Genomic DNA, 17,513 nt, shown 5'->3' on the forward strand with positions numbered 1-17,513 from the left:
CCCCCACTCGTCCTCCGGAGGCGGTCCGGGACGCACGACGGGACCCCGACGAGGCATCGCGCTGTGTCTGCGAGCACAATTCGTTCCATGGACATGCATCGCCGCTCCTGCTCCGTGGGAGGTGCCGACGAGTCACCCGTCGTCGAGGGACGGTGCCGATGGCTCGCCTGAGCGAACCCAGCCCCTACATCGAGTTCGATCGGAAGCAGTGGCGCACACTGCGGAAGTCGACGCCGCTCGTCCTCACCGAGGACGAATTGATCGGGCTCCGGGGACTCGGCGAGCAGATCGACCTCGCCGAGGTCGCGGAGGTGTATCTGCCCCTCGCCCGCCTGATCCATCTGCAGGTGGCCGCGCGTCAGCGGTTGTTCGCCGCGACCGCCACCTTCCTCGGAGAGAAGCACCCGGACCAGCAGGTGCCCTTCGTGATCGGTGTTGCGGGATCGGTCGCGGTGGGCAAGTCCACCACCGCGCGCGTGCTGCAGGCGCTGCTCGCGCGCTGGGAACACCATCCCCGCGTGGACCTGGTGACCACCGACGGATTCCTGTATTCGTCGAAAGAACTGATGCGGCGCAACATCATGCACCGCAAGGGCTTTCCCGAGAGCTACGACCGGCGCAAACTCCTTCGCTTCGTCACCGAGGTCAAGTCCGGTGCCGAGGAAGTCACGGCGCCGATCTATTCACACATCTCGTACGACATCATTCCCGGCCAGTACCACATCGTCCGGCAGCCCGACATCCTCATCATCGAGGGCCTCAACGTGCTGCAGACCGGGCCCCGGCTGATGGTCTCCGACCTCTTCGACTTCTCGATCTATGTCGACGCCCGCCTCGAAGACATCGAACAGTGGTACGTAGAGCGGTTTCTCGCGCTCCGGAAGACGTCGTTCGCCGATCCCCAGGCGCACTTCCACCACTACGCGAACTTCTCCGATCGCGATGCGATCAGCGCCGCGAAAGAGATCTGGCACTCGATCAATCTGCCGAACCTGGTGGAGAACATTCTGCCGACCCGTCCCCGCGCGACACTGGTGCTGCGCAAGGATTCCGACCACTCGATCAACAGGCTGCGACTGCGCAAGCTGTGACGGCCGCGGGGCGCGGACTCAGATGCCGAAGCGCCGGTGCCGGGCCGCGTAGTCGCGCAGTGCGCGAAGGAAATCGACGCGCCGGAACTCCGGCCAGTACGCCTCGGTGAACCAGATCTCGGAATAGGCGCTCTGCCACAGCAGGAAGCCCGAGAGGCGCTGCTCCCCCGAGGTGCGGATGACGAGATCGGGATCCGGTTGCCCGGAGGTGTAGAGGTGGTCGTCGACAGCTTCGACGGTCACCGATTCGATGAGGTCGGTGCCGGTGAGACCCTCTGCATTCTTCGTGCGCAGCAGAGACTGCACTGCGTCGACGATCTCCTGCCGGCCGCCGTATCCGACGGCCACGTTGACATGCGTCCCGGTGCGTCCAGCGGTGCTCGCGGCCGCGTCGCGCAGCCTCTTCGCGTGGTCCTCGGGCAGCAGATCGGGCGCCCCGACGATCTTCACGCTCCAGTTCTGGCCCGGCGCCGAGATCTCCTCGACGACGTCGGCGATGATTTCCAGAAGGACGTCGAGTTCTTCCGGGTCGCGGCGCAGGTTCTCGGTCGAAAGCAGGTAGATCGTCGCCGTGTCGATCCCGGCCGCGTCACACCAGCCGAGTAGTTCGGCGATCTTCTTCGCGCCTTCACGGTGACCGTGGCTGACATCGGTGAACCCGTTCTCGCGGGCCCACCGGCGGTTCCCGTCGCACATCACCGCGACGTGACACGGGCGCTGTGCGCCCTCCAGTTGCCTGAGCAACCGGCGCTCGTAGAGTCGGTACAACACGCCTCGAGCGCTCACCCCGTCATCACCACGTGGGTCACATTACGCCCACCCGAATGACGGGTCGCGGCGGTGGTCACACTGCCGGTCGCGACGCTTCCACAGGCGGTATCGTGACCTCGAACTCGACCTACGGCACCGTAGGTTACCTGCGAGTCGAGAAGGTGGGGCGTCCTCATGACGGCTTTCGGCATCGAAGAACTGCCGGTCAAACCCCGTATGCGGGGATGGATTCACCTGTGGGCTTTCACGATCGCCGTGGTCGCAGGGATCACCCTCGTCCTCGCGTCGGTCTTCCTCGCCGATCGGCCGGACGCGGTGTGGCCGACTGCGATCTACAGCGCTACGGTCTGCGGCGTCTTCGGAGTGAGCGCGCTCTATCACCGGGTCCATTGGGCCGATCCCCGCGCGCGCATGTGGATGAAGCGAGCCGACCACTCGATGATCTTCGTCTTCATCGCCGGGAGTTACACGCCGTTCGCCGTGCTGGCGTTGCCCGCCGAGACCGGCCGGACCCTCCTCGTCGTGGTGTGGGCGGGAGCGCTCGCGGGCGTGGCACTGAAGATGCTCTGGCCCACCGCGCCCCGATGGGTCGGCGTTCCCCTCTACCTGCTGCTCGGCTGGGCCATCGTGCCGGTCGCGGGCGACCTGGTAGACGAGGCGGGACTGGTGCCGATGCTGCTCCTGCTGGCAGGCGGTCTGCTCTACAGCGCAGGAGCCGTTCTCTATGCGACGAAATGGCCGGATCCCTGGCCCTCGACGTTCGGGTATCACGAGTTCTTCCATGCCGCGACGGTGCTCGCCGCGCTCTGTCATGCCGTCGCGGTGTGGCTCGTCGTGTTCGGCTGAGCGCTCTCACTGGGCTCACGTGTCACATCTCACAGCAGGCGCCCCACAAGTCACAGATTTGTACACTCGCGGACGATGTCTATGCCGAACCTGCCCGGCTGGAGCCTGGCCTTCGAACTGACCGAGACCAACCGTGAGTGGCTCATCGAACGCCCGTTGGCGATCGCAAGCTACATCGTCGCGGCGATCGTGCTCCGCTTCGTGTTGCACCGCCTGATCGACCGGATGACCAAGCCTCGCGACCCCTTGAAGGGGCCACGGCTCTCGATCCTCAAGCCGCTGCAGCAACGCGCAGGCAAGGCCGTCGGCGACCCGCACGCGCGCGAACGCCGGACGCAGCGCGCGCAGACCATCGGCTCGGTCTTCAAATCGGGTGTGTCGATCATCGTGCTGGTCTGGGCGGTGTTGCAGACTCTCGACAGTCTCGGCTTCAACGTCGCACCGTTCATCGCCTCCGCCGGCATCGCGGGCGTTGCGCTCGGTTTCGGTGCACAGAACCTGGTCCGCGACTTCATCTCCGGAATGTTCATGCTTCTCGAGGACCAGTACGGCGTGGGCGACGTGGTGGACGTGGGCGACGCCGTGGGCACGGTGGAATCGGTGGGTCTGCGGGTGACCACGATCCGCGACATCGACGGCACCCTGTGGTTCTGCCGCAACGGCGAAATCCTCAGGGTCGGCAACATGAGCCAGGGACACGCGGTCGCCGTGGTCGACATCCCGATCGCCCCGACGGCCAACGTGCACCGGGCCTGTCAGGTGGCGCTGCGTGCGGTGCTCGACCGGGTCGAGGGCGACGACATCGTGGCCGACGTGCTCGACAAGCCCGAATTGCTCGGGGTCAACTCCGTGAGCGCCGGTGTCGTGACGCTACGGCTGACGGTGCGGGTGCGTGCCGGCAAGCAGTGGGGCGTACGTCGCTCGCTCACCCGTGCCGTACTCGAGGCGTTCGATAAGGAGGACATCGACTCGGCGTCGGTGATGCTCACGCCCGCACACACCTGACCGGCGACGCGCGGGGGCGCCGCGCCGGCCGGGGTGGGACAACCGGGGTCAGGCGTCGACGGCCTGCTTCCGTGCGGCCGACCGGGCCCGCACGGCGTCGATCACGACGACGCACACGAGCGAGGCCGCACCCCAGATGGCGAAGGTGACGAGGTGGCTTCCGACCGTGTCGCCGCCGAAGTAGAGAATCGACCGGACGGACTCCACGGCGGCCGGCATCGGCAGCACCGCGTGCAGCGTCGTGAAGATCTCCGGCGTCATGTACACCGACAGCGCACCGTTGGACGCGGGGACACCCAGGAACATGAGGATGGCTACCGCCGGGAGCACCGCCAGCAGCCCGAACAGTCGAGCCGGAACCGCGGTGAACAGCGCCGTCGAGAAGATCGCGACGATACCCGTGGCGAACAGCTGCCAGAAGTGGCCGTCGACGGCTCCCACGATCGGGTCGGCAATGACCCAGATGACAGTCGACATGAACACCGACCACCCGGCGGCGATGGGCAGAAGCCGACGCAGGCGCATCGCGGCGGGCTGCGCGCTGCTCGCCACCACGACGAGCATGAACCCGGACATGATCCAGCCCATCGCGACGTAGAGCGTCACCGTCCCCATGGAGTCGGCACCCGGCAGCGGCGCGAGGTTTTCGACGGTGAGCGGCATCTGGGAACCGGCGGCCACCTGACCGAAGACCGTCGTCACGACCTGCTGCTGGCTCACACCCGCGGCTTCGTTGGTGACGAGGGTCGCGGTGGGCGACGTCGCGGACGGGAGGACGTAGGCGGCGACGGCCGTCCGGTCCTGGACGGCGGCGCGCGCTGCGTCCACCGAGTCGGACGCCTCCAGGGCGAACAGGCCGGTCATGTTCTCTTCCAGGCCCGCCACCGCCTGCTCCGCCTGCTCGGTGGTCGCGGCCACCACCGTGACGGGCATGTCGCGCGGAGCCGGCTGGTACATCGCACCCAGCATGAACGAGAGCATCATCACGACCATGCCCAGCGGGAAGAACGCCAGCGTCACATAGCGGACGCGGTTGCTGGCGGGACGCGGTCCGGCGGTCAGCGACGGCAGCGTGATCTCGGGGTCGCCCGCGTCAGGGTTGCGACGACGCTTCAGCGCGTCGACACCCACGGTCGCGGCAAGCGCGAGCAGGGCTCCGACGGCGAGTACCAGCAAGTGACCGCCGAGGCCGTCACCTCCGAAGTACAGGACCGAACGCAGCGCTTCACCGGTGGCCGCGGTCGGCAGGAAACCGTGCAGCGTCGCGTACAGCCCCGGCAGCGCATGCACCGACATGCCCATGTTGGATGCCGGAACGCCGAGGACCATCAGGAACAACATGCCGGCGATGACGGCCATCGGTCCGAGGATGCGGGTGAGGAACAACTGCACCGCACCGACCGCGAAGACGGACAGCCACGAGATGCCCAGGACTGCGGCGGTGTTGCCCTCGACCGCGCCGAGGACCGGGCCGGCCACGAGCCACACGAGGAAGGCGATGAGGGCGGACCATCCCGCGAGCAACGGGACCACACGTCGGATCCGCAGGAGTTCCGGAGAGTTCGACAGCATGACGCTCAACGGCATGTAGCCCGCGAGCATGAGTGCGGTGGCCATGAACATCGCCGCCAGTCCGGCGGTGTCGTGCGCAGGCAGCGGAGCGAGATCCTCCACCACGAGATCGAGGCCCTGTCCCAGCACCGGCGGTGCGAGCAGGCCGCTGACCATGGAGGACTGCGAGGCACCGGCGGCACCGGCCGTGTACACCGTCGCGGTGCCGTTCTCGGCGAGTGCCACCGCACCCGACACCTCACGGGCGAGGACGAGATCGCGAGCGGCGTCGGCGCCGGCGACGACACGGACGTCCACAGCGTCGGGGTCGGCGTCCTCGAGGGCGCGAGCGAACTGCTCCGCTTGCTGGGCCGGCCCGGCCACGGCGATCGGCATGTTGTTGGGGGCAGGCGAGTGCATCGCGGCCAGGTAGCCCGTGATCATCATCGAGACCATCACGAACGGCAGCAGGATCATCGCGACGTAGCGGCCGATGTGTTCCTTGCGAGCACGTGCGAGGTCGGCCTCGTCGGCGTCACCTCCCGGCGGGCCGCTCTTCTCGGGCGCGAGTGTGTCGGTCAATTCGTATCTCCTCGGGTGTCCGGGCTGACGCGGCTCCCGGTGTGCTCCAGAAATACGCTGCCCGACTTAAAAAGTTACGCGGCATGTCTTAAACTCGACAAGCCGAACGTTGGTGACCTTCGTCCCATCGGCACTGGGCACACTGGTGACCCGACACAGAAAGGCGGCGGCAACGACCGTGGGCACATACGGCGACCAGGCACGACAGGCGCTCCTCGATTCGGCCGAGGAACTCTTCGCCACGTTCGGAGTGGACGCGGTGTCGAACCGGCGCATCGCCGAGCACGCCGGCAACGCGAACCATTCCGCCGTCAGCTACCACTTCGGCAGTCGCGACGCTCTCGTGCGCGCGACGATGATGCGGTATTCCGAGGACGCGCGACGCCGGCGGCGGGAACTGGTCGAGTTGCTCGGTCCCGAGCCGGGACTACGAGACCTGTTGAGCTGCCTCATCGTTCCGCTGACGGACCAGCTGGCTTCGCTTCCCGCCCCGAGTTGGCGAGCGAGATTTCTCCGGCAACTGCGCACGGTGCCCTCGATGGTCGCGACCGTGGCCGCGAACACCACGGCGGACCCGGACATCGTCCACCTCATCGGCCGGGCGCGCGCGACCGTGTCGGATCTTCCCGCGTCGGTCATCACCGGCCGGTCGTGGCTTCTCGGGCACATGGTGATCGACGCGTGCGCCGAGTACGAAGAACGGCTCGAGCGCGAATCCCTCGAGCCGAACTGGACCGGCTTCGCCTACTTCCTCGTCGACGCGTGCGCGGGCATGCTCGAGGCACCCGTGACCAGCGAAGGCGACTTCCTCGGCTCCCGGGCCGAGTCCACCTGGGCATGACGAGCGCGTCGCGCGTCGTTCACGAGGCCGCGAGTACGTCCAGGAGATCGGGCACCGACGTCACCGGACGGTCGCACACGAAACCCCGGCACACGTACGCGGTGGGTACGCCGTCGACGAGCGGCCTGTCCACGAGCAGCGGTGACGAGCCCGGATCACCGCCCACGACGATCGCGCCACCGGGTGCGGCGTGCCGTGCGGCCTGCAGGAGGTCGCCGCCGCCGGCGACGGCGACCTGGAGAGGCCCCCGAACGGCCGCCTCCGCCACGGTCAGCCAATGGCCTGCCGACCGGGGGGCACGCTCGAGCAGTATCGACGCGGCGGCCAGGGACGCATGGGCAGCGGTGGCGTACCGGCCGTCACCGTCCTCGAGTGCCGACAGCGACAACAACGCCTCGGCGATCAGCGACGCGCCCGCCGGAGTCGCGCCGTCCATAGGATCTCGCGGCCGCGCGACGAGTGTCGTGGCGTCGTGTGCGGTGTCGAACCAGCTACCCGGTTTCTCCTGGTCGGCGAAGGCGGCCAGAGCAGTATCGGCGAGCCCGCGGGCGGGAGCGAGCCAGCTCGCATCGCCGGTTGCCTGGTGCAGGGCGACGAGCGCGGTGACGAATGCTCCGTAATCCTCGAGCACCCCGGCAGGCTCACCGACCACCCCACCGAGCGATGCCCGTCGCAGACGGCCGTCCACCAGGTGCCGGTCCAGCAGCGTCCGGGCGCACGTCGCGGCGGCCTCGATCCACTCGGTCACGCCGAAGGCCACTCCCGCCTCGGCGAGCGCGGTGACGGCGAAACCGTTCCAGACGGTGACGACCTTGTCGTCGCGGGCTGGTTGCGGCCTGGTCTGCCTCGACAGGAACAGCCGTTCGCGCACCCGCGCGAACCGCTCCGCGTCGTCGGGATCGTCGCGCAACTGCAGCACGGAGGTGCCGGCTTCGAAGGTTCCCTCCCGAGTCACGGAGAAGACGTGCGCCGCCCAGGCGCCGTCGTCCGGCCCGAGCACCTCGGCGAGCTGCGCGGGTGCCCACGCGTAGGTGAGGCCTTCGATGCCGTCGGTGTCGGCGTCGAGCGCCGAGGCGAAGCCGCCTTCGGCGGTCAGCAGGTCGCGCAAGAGAAAGGTGGCGGTCTCCTCCGCTACCCGCCGGAACAGCACCGCACCGGTAACCCGGGCGAGATGGGCGTAGAACCGCAGCAGCAGCGCGTTGTCGTAGAGCATCTTCTCGAAGTGCGGCACCACCCAGCCGGCGTCGACGCTGTAGCGCGCGAATCCGCCCCCGAGCTGGTCGTAGATACCGCCGCGCGCCATCGCCTCCGCGGTACGGGAGACGAGATCGAGCGTGTCGGTGCGGCGCGTGCGCTCGTACCCGCGCAGGAGACCTTCGAGCAGATTCGACGGCGGAAACTTCGGCGCTCCCCCGAATCCGCCGTGTTCGCGGTCCTCGTCACGCGCGACCGCCGACACGGCGGCGTCGAGCAGTGCGGCGTCGACTCTGCCCGCGCCGGGCGGCAGTCCACCGCTGCTGCGCTGCAACTCCCCGACGATCGCGGCCGCGGCCTTTCCGACGTCGTCGCGTCGCTGGTGCCACGTGTCGGTGATCGCGTGGAGCAGCTGCTGGAAGGACGGCATCCCCCCGCGCGGCGTGCTCGGGTAGTAGGTGCCGCAATAGAACGGCGCACCGTCGGGAGTGAGAAAGCACGTCATCGGCCATCCGCCCTGCCCGGTGGTCGCGACGGTCGCGTTCATGTAGATCGCGTCGAGGTCGGGGCGTTCCTCCCGGTCGACCTTGATGCACACGAAGTGCTCGTTCATGACCGCAGCGGTCGCCTCGTCCTCGAAGGACTCGTGCGCCATGACGTGACACCAGTGGCACGCGGCGTAGCCGATGGACAGGAGTATCGGCACGTCGCGCTCACGCGCTTCCGCGAGTGCCGCCTCGCCCCACTCGTGCCAGTCGACCGGGTTACCGGCGTGCTGCCGCAGGTAGGGACTCAGTGAATCCGCAAGGAGATTCGCCATTCCCCCACGTTACGTCGAAGCGCGGGCGACGACGTCAGTTCGACGCGGTGGGAGGCGTGCGATCCGGATCCGCCGGCGACTCCGTCTTTCCGAGCTCGACGGCGGTGGCTCCCGTCGTGGTGGACGGAGATGCCGCATCGCCGGCCTGCACGACGCCCGGCAGGGTGCCGTCGTCCACCAGCTGGTCGGGCTCGGGATTCTCCGGCTCGAAGGTCTCGGGCAGCTTGCCGAGACGCTTGTTCATGTTCCAGATCAGCAGGGCCGTCGCGATCAGCAGCACCACGACCAGCGCGAGACCGAAAGGCGACGCCTTGCCGAACTCGGGACCGGTCGGGTCCTGTGCCAGGACCGCGACCGCCAGCGTGTCTACCGTCATTTCACCCGTCCGTCCTCGATGCCCGCGAACAGATCCGTCTCGGGAATCTGCGTGACCACGCGGGTCTTGGCCAACTCGAACTCCTCCGTCGGCCAGACCTTCTGCTGGATGTCCAACGGCACCGCGAAGAAGGAGCCGTTGGGATCGATCTGCGTGGCGTGTGCCCGCAGCGCATCGTCACGCTGCGGGAAGTAGTCACCACAGGTTATCTGGGTTGTCACCCGGGCCATGAGGTCGCCCTGCTCGGTCTTCCACCGGCTGAGCCATTCGTCCATCGGGAACTTCTCGCCGCGACGCACGTACTCGTCGCGGAAGAGCTCGATCCGCTTGCGGATGAAGCCGTGCGAGTAGTAGAGCTTGGCCACTTCCCACGGCTCACCGAGTTCGGGATGGAACTCCGGGTCCGCTGCGGCGTCGAACGCGGCGACCGACACCTCGTGGCACCGGATGTGGTCCGGGTGCGGGTAGCCGCCGTTCTCGTCGTAGGTGGTCATCACGTGCGGCCGGAATTCGCGGATGACCTTGACGAGCCTGCGTACCGGTTCGTCGAGCGGGATCGCAGCGAAGCTGCCTTCGGGCACCGGGGGCTTGGGGTCTCCCTCGGGCAGCCCGGAGTCGACGAAGCCGAGCCAGAGTTGCTGAACGCCCAGGATGCGGGCGGCTTCGGCCATCTCCTCGCGTCGCACTTCGCTCATCCGGTCGCGGACGCCCGCGACGTCCATCGCCGGATTGAGGATGTCACCGCGTTCGCCGCCAGTGAGCGTGACGACGAGAACATCGTGACCCTCTGCCGCATAACGCGCCATCGTGGCCGCACCCTTGCTCGACTCGTCATCGGGATGGGCATGCACGGCCATGAGCCGTAGTCCGCTCACGTGTTTTCCTCCACCTCACGTCTTGTGCATGGTCGTGACCGCACCGGCGACCGCCTCGCGGGCCGTTCGGGTCCTTCCCCTATAGTTCCACCTGATAATCCCTCCGTCAGCCGTGACCCCGCGGCACCGCCCGCCCGCCTGCACGGGCTCGAAGGCAAAGTGATGAGCAACACCACCACGACCGACCGTTACCCCTCCGATCGCTACCCCTCGAAGAAGGGGTCGATGCGGGGCAGACGCTGGGGCTTCACCGCGGCGGGTCTCTTCGCGGGCCTGCTGCTCGCGTTCGTGTTGTTCCAGAACAACTCGGCGCCGATCGAGTCGGAGATCGTGGCGTTCGACGTCGTCGACGATCACGCCATCGACGTGCAACTCAAGGTCACCCGCGACGATCCCACGCAAGACGCGGTGTGCGTCATCCGCGCGCGGTCGAAAGACGGCAGCGAGACGGGCCGGCGCGAGGTTCTGATCCCCGCATCCGATTCCCCCACCGTCGTCCTCACGTCGCGGATCACCACCACACAACGCCCCGGAATGGCCGACGAGTACGGCTGCAGCACGGACGCCCCGGACTACCTGCGCGCGCCCTGAGTTTCATCGCTCTCAGCAGCGGTTTTCCCGGCACCTCACCGCGATGGTGCTAGAATATCGGGATACACGGTTCCACCCATTGGGGCCGTGTATTGCTGCATAGAAGCACAGTGCGGCCCTGCTCACCTGCATACCAGGGGGGATTGCGGGGGTCGTGCTCGTAGTCGTTGCACGTGCACGACTTGTCCACGGAGCCGGGGGCTCCAACCCGAAGGAAGTGATCGAGATGACCGAGACCCAGGTGACCTGGCTGACCCAGGAGTCGTACGACCGACTCAAGGCCGAACTTGACCAGCTCATCGCCAATCGTCCCGTCATCGCGGCCGAGATCAACGAGCGTCGCGAAGAGGGTGACCTCAAGGAGAACGGCGGCTACCACGCGGCGCGCGAAGAGCAAGGCCAGCAGGAAGCCCGCATCCGTCAGCTCCAGGAGTTGCTCAGCGCCGCCAAGGTGGGAGTGGCACCGACTCAGTCCGGTGTCGCACTCCCCGGTTCGGTCGTCCCCATCTACTACGACGGTGACGAGACCGACACGGAAACGTTCCTGATCGCGACGCGCGAAGAAGGCGCCCGCAACGGCGACCTCGAGACCTACTCCCCCGGTTCGCCCATCGGTGGCGCGCTGATCTCGGCGAAGGTCGGCGAGACCCGCGAGTACACGCTGCCCAACGGCAACACCATGAAGGTGACGCTCGTCAGCGCGGAGCCGTACCAGGGCTGATCCCTGAGTCGCACAAAAAGGACCAGGCCGGATTTTCCGGCCTGGTCCTTGTCGTTTCCGGCGAACTGCCGACTCTCAGATGATGCGGCGTGCCTTCATATCCGGGAAGACCGCGCCGACGCGGACGACGTCTCCGGTGGTGGGCGCGTGCACCATCTGTCCTCCACCGATGTAGATCGCCACGTGTCCCGGACCGCCTGCCTGCCAGTTTCCGAACAGCAGGTCGCCCGGCTGCGCGAGTTGGAGCGGAATCTCGGTGCCGACGCGCCACTGCGTCTCGGATGTGCGCGGGAGCGTCATTCCGGTCGCCGCGAACACCGCGTGCGACGTCAGTCCCGAGCAATCGAACCCGCCGCCCGACGGGCCGTGGATGTTGCCGCCGCCCCAGACGTACGGAAGGCCGAGGAACTTGAACGCGAGGTCGACGATGCGATTGCCGGTGTCGGTGGAGCCACCGATCCCCAGCCCCAGGAACGGCGAGAGCATGCGCGCGAAGACCGGTTCCGACGCGCGGATCTTCGCGACGTAGGGCTTGGTCTGATTCTCGTAGTCGGGATGCCCGGACGGCATACCCCCGGATCGGCGCACGGCGCCGACTCCCGCGTTGTAGGCGGCGAGTGTCAGGTCGAGGGTGTCGCCCTGGACGAGTCCGCGCCGCTTCCAGTCGTCGATGAGCTTGTAGTTGTCGCAGAGCAGGTTGCCCGAGGCCATCACTGGATCGGCGATGCCGAGAATGTCGGCTCTGCCGTCGCCGTCGACATCTTTGCCGTATTGATCCCAGGTTCCGGGCATGAACTGACCGGGCCCCTTGGCGCCCACCGGTGAGACGGGTGCGGTGGACCCGTACCGGAATCCGTTCTCCGCCGAGTAGAGCGCGGCAAGCACCGGTGCGGTGACACCGTCACAGAGCGCACCTGCCTTCTTCAGCCACGGAGCGAATACCGCGATCGCGCCGATCGGGGCGAGCGTCGTGCCGGGGAGGGTCGCCGGCATCGACGGCAGGGTGACCCCGCCGCCACCTCCGGGAGCCGCGGATCCCGTGCCCGGACCGGGATTCGGCGCGAGAGGCGGAGGCGGAAGCGGAAGGGACGGTGTCACTCCGAACGGCGTCGGCCGAGCGGCAGGCGGTGCCGGTACGAGTGGCGGCGCGGGTTCCAGTGCGGCTGCCGCCTCGGCGGGAAGGTGCGGCTCGATGGCCTCCGCGACCGACTGCGTTGCGTCTGCGACGGCCTGTTGCGCACTCTCCTGCATCGGCTCGGGCAGCGCGGCCACCAAGTCCTGAACACCTGTATCCGTTGCCGGAGCCGCAGCTTCGAAAGACTCGATTACCTGTGTGGCCTGGTCCTTTACTTCCGCTGGTATGTCGGCTCCCTGCACGAGTGCGCTTGCTGCCGTGGCCACCGCCACGATGACCGCAGACGGGTCGACTGACATCCACAACCCCCACATCCCGATGACCGAACACCCTCACCGTACTTGTGACGCCCGTCACCGGTACGAATACTGCTACTTCATATCACATATATTCGAGAACAGGTTTCAGTTTTGGGGCTGGTGAGATCACTGGGACGGGAGGGCTGAGAGTTACTCGTCCACGGAGGCGAAAAAGTCGGCCGCGTCGGCTCCGGTGAGGGCCTCGACGAGGTCCACCGCGTCCACCGGATCGTCGCCGAGCATCTCGAGCAGCACCTCGCGCTGCTCTTCCGTGACCACCTCCGCGCCGCCCGGCATCACGTGCAACTCGCCGGCAGGAAGGACCCGCGCGCACAACAGCGTCCCGGCCGGGAGTTCGCCCGTGATCGTCGGCACGTGGACCTCGGTTACGGTGTCGCTCCGGGCATCTCGCAAGGTCATGCCCTCGCCTGGACGGACGTCGAGCACCTCGAACACCGACCGCGCGACACCGGTCCACCGCCGCGCCAGCTCCGCCTCGTCCTCGGGAAGAAGCACACCCCGGCGCTCGACGAAGTCCGCGAAAGCTCCCGCCTCGTGGAGGAGTACGTCGTCGACCAACGGGTCGTGGACGGCATCGGCGACCGCGTCGTCGTCTCCGTATCCGGCGCGCGCCTCCGCCAGCGCGACCCGCTCGTCGGCCCACGACGGATCGAGCGCGTGCATGGTCGCCTTGACGTACAGCCATTCCGCCCGCTCCGAGAGTGGATGATCCGCCTTGCCGAGATGGCACACCTTGTACTTCCGGCCCGACCCGCACCAGCACCGGTCGTTGCGCCCCAGGCCGGGTCGCTCGACAGGCTGAAAGTGCTGGAGCACGTCGTAGAGCGGATGCTCGTCCCCGCCCGGAATCCGGGAGAGCAGCGACAGGCCGCGTACCGCGTCCCCCCGATCCGACGCATAGCGAGCCAGATCGAACAACGCGAGGTCGAACTCGCCGCCCTCGTCGGCGGACTTCTCGTACAGTCGCTCGGCGTCCGTGATCCGGCCGTCGGCCTCGGCCGCACGCGCGGCGAACCAGTACGCGGCAGCGGCCGATCGGCGGGGCGCATGATCGAGCAGCCACAACGCGGCTTGTTCGATGGACGCGGGAGCGAACTCCTCGCCGATCAACTCGTCCAGTACGGTCTCGGCGATCTCGGGGTCTGCCAGGACCGCGAACAAACCGGATTTGCCCTCTGCGAAACGTTCTTCGAGATCGGCATCGTCACCGGAGTCGATTGCGTCGACGAGCGATGCGAACAGAGCGACACCCGGGACCGCGTCGACGGGGATACCGAGCTGGTCGGCGTACTCGTCGAACATCGTCCTGCTGATGTACCCCTCGAAATCGAACCCTTCGGGAGCAACGAGGTCACCCGACCGCTCCAGACCGGCCGCTTCGATCGCCTCGGTCAACGGCGGGGCCGGTTCGGTGAACGCCGACGGGGTGTCGGCCAGTATCTGGAGAAGCTCGTCGTCGAGACTCGCGGCGGCGCCGTCGGCGCTCCGGCGTCCGAGGACGGCGAGCAGAGCGGGCACGGGAGTGGGATCGGCGACAACCGGCACCAGCGAGAGCCTGCCACCACCGGCGGTGAGCGCCACGAGATCACCCGGGGACCGGCCCGCGAACGTCCCGCGCGGAAACAGCAGGACTTCCGGCGGCAGCGGATCGTCGTAGGTCACGCCGCGCTCGGCGAGGCGGTCGCGTTGCTCGTCCACCGCGACGAGTTCGAAGTCGTCGTCCTCGGAGACGAGCAGCAGCAACGGTTCGACGTCGTCGACAGCGATGAGGTCACGGGTGATCTCGTCGGCCGAGAGCCGATGAGTGAAGACACGTCCTTCGAACAACGCATCGAGAGCCGCGAACCGGCCGTCGGGCAGAGACAGGACGAGGGGATGCGGGGGTAGCTCCTCGAGGTCCTGAACCAGGGCGTCGGCCTGGCCCAGACCCCCATCCTCGAGGTGCTCGGCCAGCTCTTCGGTAGCGAGGGGACCGTTCATCCTCAGTACCTCGAGAGCGGCGTGCATCAGGGCGTCTTCGGGGGCTGCACTGTCCGTCACGTTCGTGATCGTACGGGGTCGGCCACCTGGTCGGCGCCACGTCGGTATCGACGGCGAAAGGCGCCCCGAAGGGCGCCTTTCGTCGTGGTGATGCCGGGAGAAGCAGGATCAGCCGAGAGCCTGCTCGACGTCGGCCAGCAGGTCGGCGGCGTCTTCGATACCGACCGAGAGACGGACGAGATCGTCCGGCACCTCGAGCGCGGAACCGGCGGTCGACGCATGCGTCATCGCACCCGGGTGCTCGATGAGCGATTCCACCCCGCCGAGCGACTCGGCGAGCGTGAAGATCTCGGTGCGCTTGCAGAAGTCCAGGGCCGCCTGTCGGCCGCCGGCGAGTCGTACGGAGATCATGCCGCCGAAACGGCGCATCTGAGCGGCCGCGTACTCGTGACCCGGATGGTCGTCTAGACCGGGGTAGAGCACCTTGGTGACGGCCTTGTGACCCGACAGCAGTTCGACGATCTTCTCGGCGTTGTCGCAGTGCCGCTCCATGCGGACGGCAAGGGTCTTGATGCCCCGCAGGGTCAGGAACGCGTCGAACGGACCGGGCACCGCGCCCGCACCGTTCTGCAGGAACGCGAACGCGGTGTCGAGTTCCTCGTCGTTCGTGACCAGGGCGCCGCCGACCACATCGGAGTGACCGCCGATGTACTTGGTTGTCGAGTGGAGCACGACGTCGGCACCGAGCGTGAGCGGCTGCTGCAGGTACGGCGAGGCGAAGGTGTTGTCCACGACGAGCTTGGCGCCGCCCTCGTGTGCGACACCGGCGAGAGCCTCGATGTCACCGATGTTGAGCAACGGGTTGGTCGGGGTCTCGAGCCACACCAGCTTCGTCTCGGGACGGAGTGCGGCCCGGACGCCGTCCGCATCGTTGACGGAGACCGGCGTGTACTCGATGCCCCACTGCGTGAACACCTTGTCGATGAGCCGGAACGTGCCACCGTAGGCGTCGTTCGGGATCACGAGGTGGTCGCCGGGGCGCAGCACCGACCGCAGGAGGCAGTCGGTGGCGGCCATACCCGAGCCGAAAGCCCGCCCGTACGTGCCGCTTTCGAGCGCCGCCAGATTGGCTTCGAGGGGACGGCGGGTGGGGTTACCGGTGCGCGCGTACTCGAAACCGTTCCGCATCTCGCCGACGCCGTCCTGCGCGAAGGTCGACGACGCGTAGATGGGGACGTTGACGGCACCGGTCTGCGGGTCGGGTTCGAAGCCCGCATGGATGGCGCGGGTGGCGAAACCGTGCTGATTCTGATCGGTCATGAAGTATCTGTGTCCTATCGGCCTTGGGAGATGAATCCGAGGAGGTCGTGCCGCGTGATGACGCCGACGGGCTTGCCGTCGTCGATGACCATGAGCGCATCGGTGTCGCCGAACGCCTTCGTCGCGTCGGCAACGGACTCGCCGACGCCGATGTTGGGCAGCGGCGCACTCATGTGCTTCGCGACCGGGTCGGCGAGGTTCGCACGACCTTCGAAGACGGCGCTGAGCAATTCCCGCTCGCTGACGGACCCGGCGACCTCACCGGCGGTGACGGGCGGCTCCGCGCCGACGACGGGCATCTGGGACACGCCGTACTCACGGAGGATCTCGATCGCGTCGCGGACCGTCTCGGAGGGATGGGTGTGCACGAGATCGGGCAGGTCACCGGACTTGCCCCGCAGCACGTCGCCGACGGTGGAGGCGTCGGGCTTGCCGTCGAGCGGCGCGCGCAGGAAGCCGTAGCTGGCCATCCACTTGTCGTTGAAGATCTTCGCCAGGTAACCGCGACCGCCGTCGGGCAGCAGCACGACCACCACCGCGTCGGGGCCTTCCCGCTCGGCGACCTGCAGCGCGGCGACCATGGCCATGCCGCACGAGCCACCGACGAGCAGACCCTCTTCCCGGGCGAGCCGGCGAGTCATCTCGAACGAGTCCGCGTCGGAGACGGCGATGATCTCGTCGGGGATGGACGCGTCGTACGCGCTGGGCCAGAAGTCTTCGCCCACGCCCTCGACGAGGTAGGGGCGACCGGTTCCGCCCGAGTACACCGAGCCCTCGGGGTCGACGCCGACGACCTTGACCTTGCCGTCCGAGACCTCCTTGAGGTAGCGGCCCGCACCGGAGATGGTGCCACCGGTACCGACGCCCGCGACGAAGTGCGTGATCTTGCCGTCGGTGTCGGCCCAGATCTCGGGGCCGGTGCTCTCGTAGTGGCTTTCCGGGCCGGCGGGGTTGGAGTACTGGTTGGGCTTCCAGCCCCCCGGCAGTTCGGCGGCGAGCCGGTCGGAGACGTTGTAGTAGCTGTCGGGATGCTCCGGCGGCACAGCGGTCGGGCACACGACCACTTCTGCGCCGTACGCGCGGAGCACGTTGCGCTTCTCCTCGCCTACCTTGTCGGGGCACACGAACACGCATTTGTATCCGCGCTGCTGGGCGACGAGGGCAAGGCCGATGCCGGTGTTACCGGAGGTGGGCTCGACGATGGTGCCGCCCGGCTTCAGTTCGCCCGAGGCTTCGGCAGCGTCGATCATCTTCACCGCGATGCGGTCCTTGGAGCTACCGCCGGGGTTGAGGTATTCGACTTTCGCTGCCACCAGGCCGGACCCCGGTTTCACCACGGAGTTGAGTTTGACGAGTGGGGTGTTTCCGATGAGGTCGACGACCGAATCCGCAATGCGCATGTCCCCATGATCCCACGACCGCCTCCGGCGCTGCGGGGACGGTCGCGGGGATGCTCGATACGAACGAAGGCCCCCCGCGGCCCGCCCCGGGGCC

15 protein-coding genes are annotated in these 17,513 nt (G+C 67.7%); 6 read left to right on the plus strand and 9 right to left on the minus strand.

All coding sequences use genetic code 11. From position 1 onward, the window contains the following. Positions 1 to 158: 158 nt before the first annotated feature. A complete protein-coding gene (gene coaA / locus TVH25_RS09230; RefSeq protein WP_169621542.1) occupies positions 159 to 1,091 on the plus strand; it encodes a type I pantothenate kinase in 933 nt (310 codons plus the stop codon). Positions 1,092 to 1,109: 18 nt separating this feature from the next. Here coaA and TVH25_RS09235 read toward each other — a convergent pair whose 3' ends face one another. After that, positions 1,110 to 1,877: an isoprenyl transferase gene (locus tag TVH25_RS09235; protein ID WP_169621541.1), complete on the minus strand. Its 768-nt coding sequence runs from the start codon at positions 1,875 to 1,877 to the stop codon at positions 1,110 to 1,112. 159 nt (positions 1,878 to 2,036) lie between these two features. Between TVH25_RS09235 and trhA the strand changes: the two genes are divergently transcribed. Further along, positions 2,037 to 2,708: a PAQR family membrane homeostasis protein TrhA gene (gene trhA / locus TVH25_RS09240; RefSeq protein ID WP_296551032.1), complete on the plus strand. Its 672-nt coding sequence runs from the start codon at positions 2,037 to 2,039 to the stop codon at positions 2,706 to 2,708. Positions 2,709 to 2,783: 75 nt separating this feature from the next. Further along, on the plus strand, positions 2,784 to 3,713 hold the full coding sequence (locus TVH25_RS09245; protein ID WP_422423905.1) for a mechanosensitive ion channel family protein: 930 nt from the start codon (positions 2,784 to 2,786) through the stop codon (positions 3,711 to 3,713). 48 nt (positions 3,714 to 3,761) lie between these two features. Here TVH25_RS09245 and TVH25_RS09250 read toward each other — a convergent pair whose 3' ends face one another. After that, complete coding sequence (locus TVH25_RS09250) at positions 3,762 to 5,846, minus strand: ABC transporter permease (protein ID WP_422423907.1); 2,085 nt, start codon at positions 5,844 to 5,846, stop codon at positions 3,762 to 3,764. 145 nt (positions 5,847 to 5,991) lie between these two features. Between TVH25_RS09250 and TVH25_RS09255 the strand changes: the two genes are divergently transcribed. After that, on the plus strand, positions 5,992 to 6,687 hold the full coding sequence (locus tag TVH25_RS09255; RefSeq protein ID WP_378527255.1) for a TetR/AcrR family transcriptional regulator: 696 nt from the start codon (positions 5,992 to 5,994) through the stop codon (positions 6,685 to 6,687). A 19-nt stretch (positions 6,688 to 6,706) separates the two neighbouring features. Here TVH25_RS09255 and TVH25_RS09260 read toward each other — a convergent pair whose 3' ends face one another. From TVH25_RS09260 to mca, 3 genes are read right to left on the minus strand one after another with little or no spacing between them, the layout of a single operon-like run. Further along, positions 6,707 to 8,701, minus strand: coding sequence for a thioredoxin domain-containing protein (locus TVH25_RS09260; RefSeq protein ID WP_422423908.1), 1,995 nt, complete (start codon positions 8,699 to 8,701; stop codon positions 6,707 to 6,709). A gap of 34 nt (positions 8,702 to 8,735) precedes the next feature. Next, complete coding sequence (locus tag TVH25_RS09265) at positions 8,736 to 9,077, minus strand: hypothetical protein (protein WP_240952340.1); 342 nt, start codon at positions 9,075 to 9,077, stop codon at positions 8,736 to 8,738. After that, a complete protein-coding gene (gene mca, locus TVH25_RS09270) occupies positions 9,074 to 9,934 on the minus strand; it encodes a mycothiol conjugate amidase Mca (protein ID WP_169621707.1) in 861 nt (286 codons plus the stop codon). The genes TVH25_RS09265 and mca overlap by 4 nt, the downstream gene beginning before the upstream one ends. A 180-nt stretch (positions 9,935 to 10,114) precedes the next feature. Here mca and TVH25_RS09275 point away from each other — a divergent pair, with 180 nt between their 5' ends. Continuing rightward, the gene (locus TVH25_RS09275) at positions 10,115 to 10,543 is read left to right on the plus strand and encodes a DUF4307 domain-containing protein (protein WP_422423909.1); all 429 of its coding nucleotides are present in this window, start codon (positions 10,115 to 10,117) and stop codon (positions 10,541 to 10,543) included. Positions 10,544 to 10,769: 226 nt separating this feature from the next. Further along, a complete protein-coding gene (greA, locus tag TVH25_RS09280) occupies positions 10,770 to 11,264 on the plus strand; it encodes a transcription elongation factor GreA (protein WP_422423910.1) in 495 nt (164 codons plus the stop codon). 75 nt (positions 11,265 to 11,339) lie between these two features. Here the strand turns inward: greA and TVH25_RS09285 are convergent, their stop codons facing one another. The 4 genes from TVH25_RS09285 to TVH25_RS09300 form a co-directional block, all read right to left on the minus strand. Beyond that, on the minus strand, positions 11,340 to 12,698 hold the full coding sequence (locus TVH25_RS09285; protein WP_169621535.1) for an NlpC/P60 family protein: 1,359 nt from the start codon (positions 12,696 to 12,698) through the stop codon (positions 11,340 to 11,342). A gap of 150 nt (positions 12,699 to 12,848) precedes the next feature. Continuing rightward, positions 12,849 to 14,759: an SEC-C domain-containing protein gene (locus tag TVH25_RS09290; protein ID WP_422423912.1), complete on the minus strand. Its 1,911-nt coding sequence runs from the start codon at positions 14,757 to 14,759 to the stop codon at positions 12,849 to 12,851. Between the two features lie 108 nt (positions 14,760 to 14,867). Continuing rightward, positions 14,868 to 16,019, minus strand: a complete 1,152-nt coding sequence (locus TVH25_RS09295; protein ID WP_169652511.1) for a cystathionine gamma-synthase — start codon at positions 16,017 to 16,019, stop codon at positions 14,868 to 14,870. 14 nt (positions 16,020 to 16,033) lie between these two features. Beyond that, entirely contained in the window at positions 16,034 to 17,419 is a 1,386-nt protein-coding gene (locus TVH25_RS09300) for a cystathionine beta-synthase (protein WP_169621533.1), read from the minus strand. Positions 17,420 to 17,513 lie beyond the last annotated feature (94 nt).

Source organism: Rhodococcus sp. 7Tela_A2, assembly GCF_049311045.1.
In the GTDB taxonomy this organism is placed as follows: Bacteria; Actinomycetota; Actinomycetes; order Mycobacteriales; family Mycobacteriaceae; genus Rhodococcus.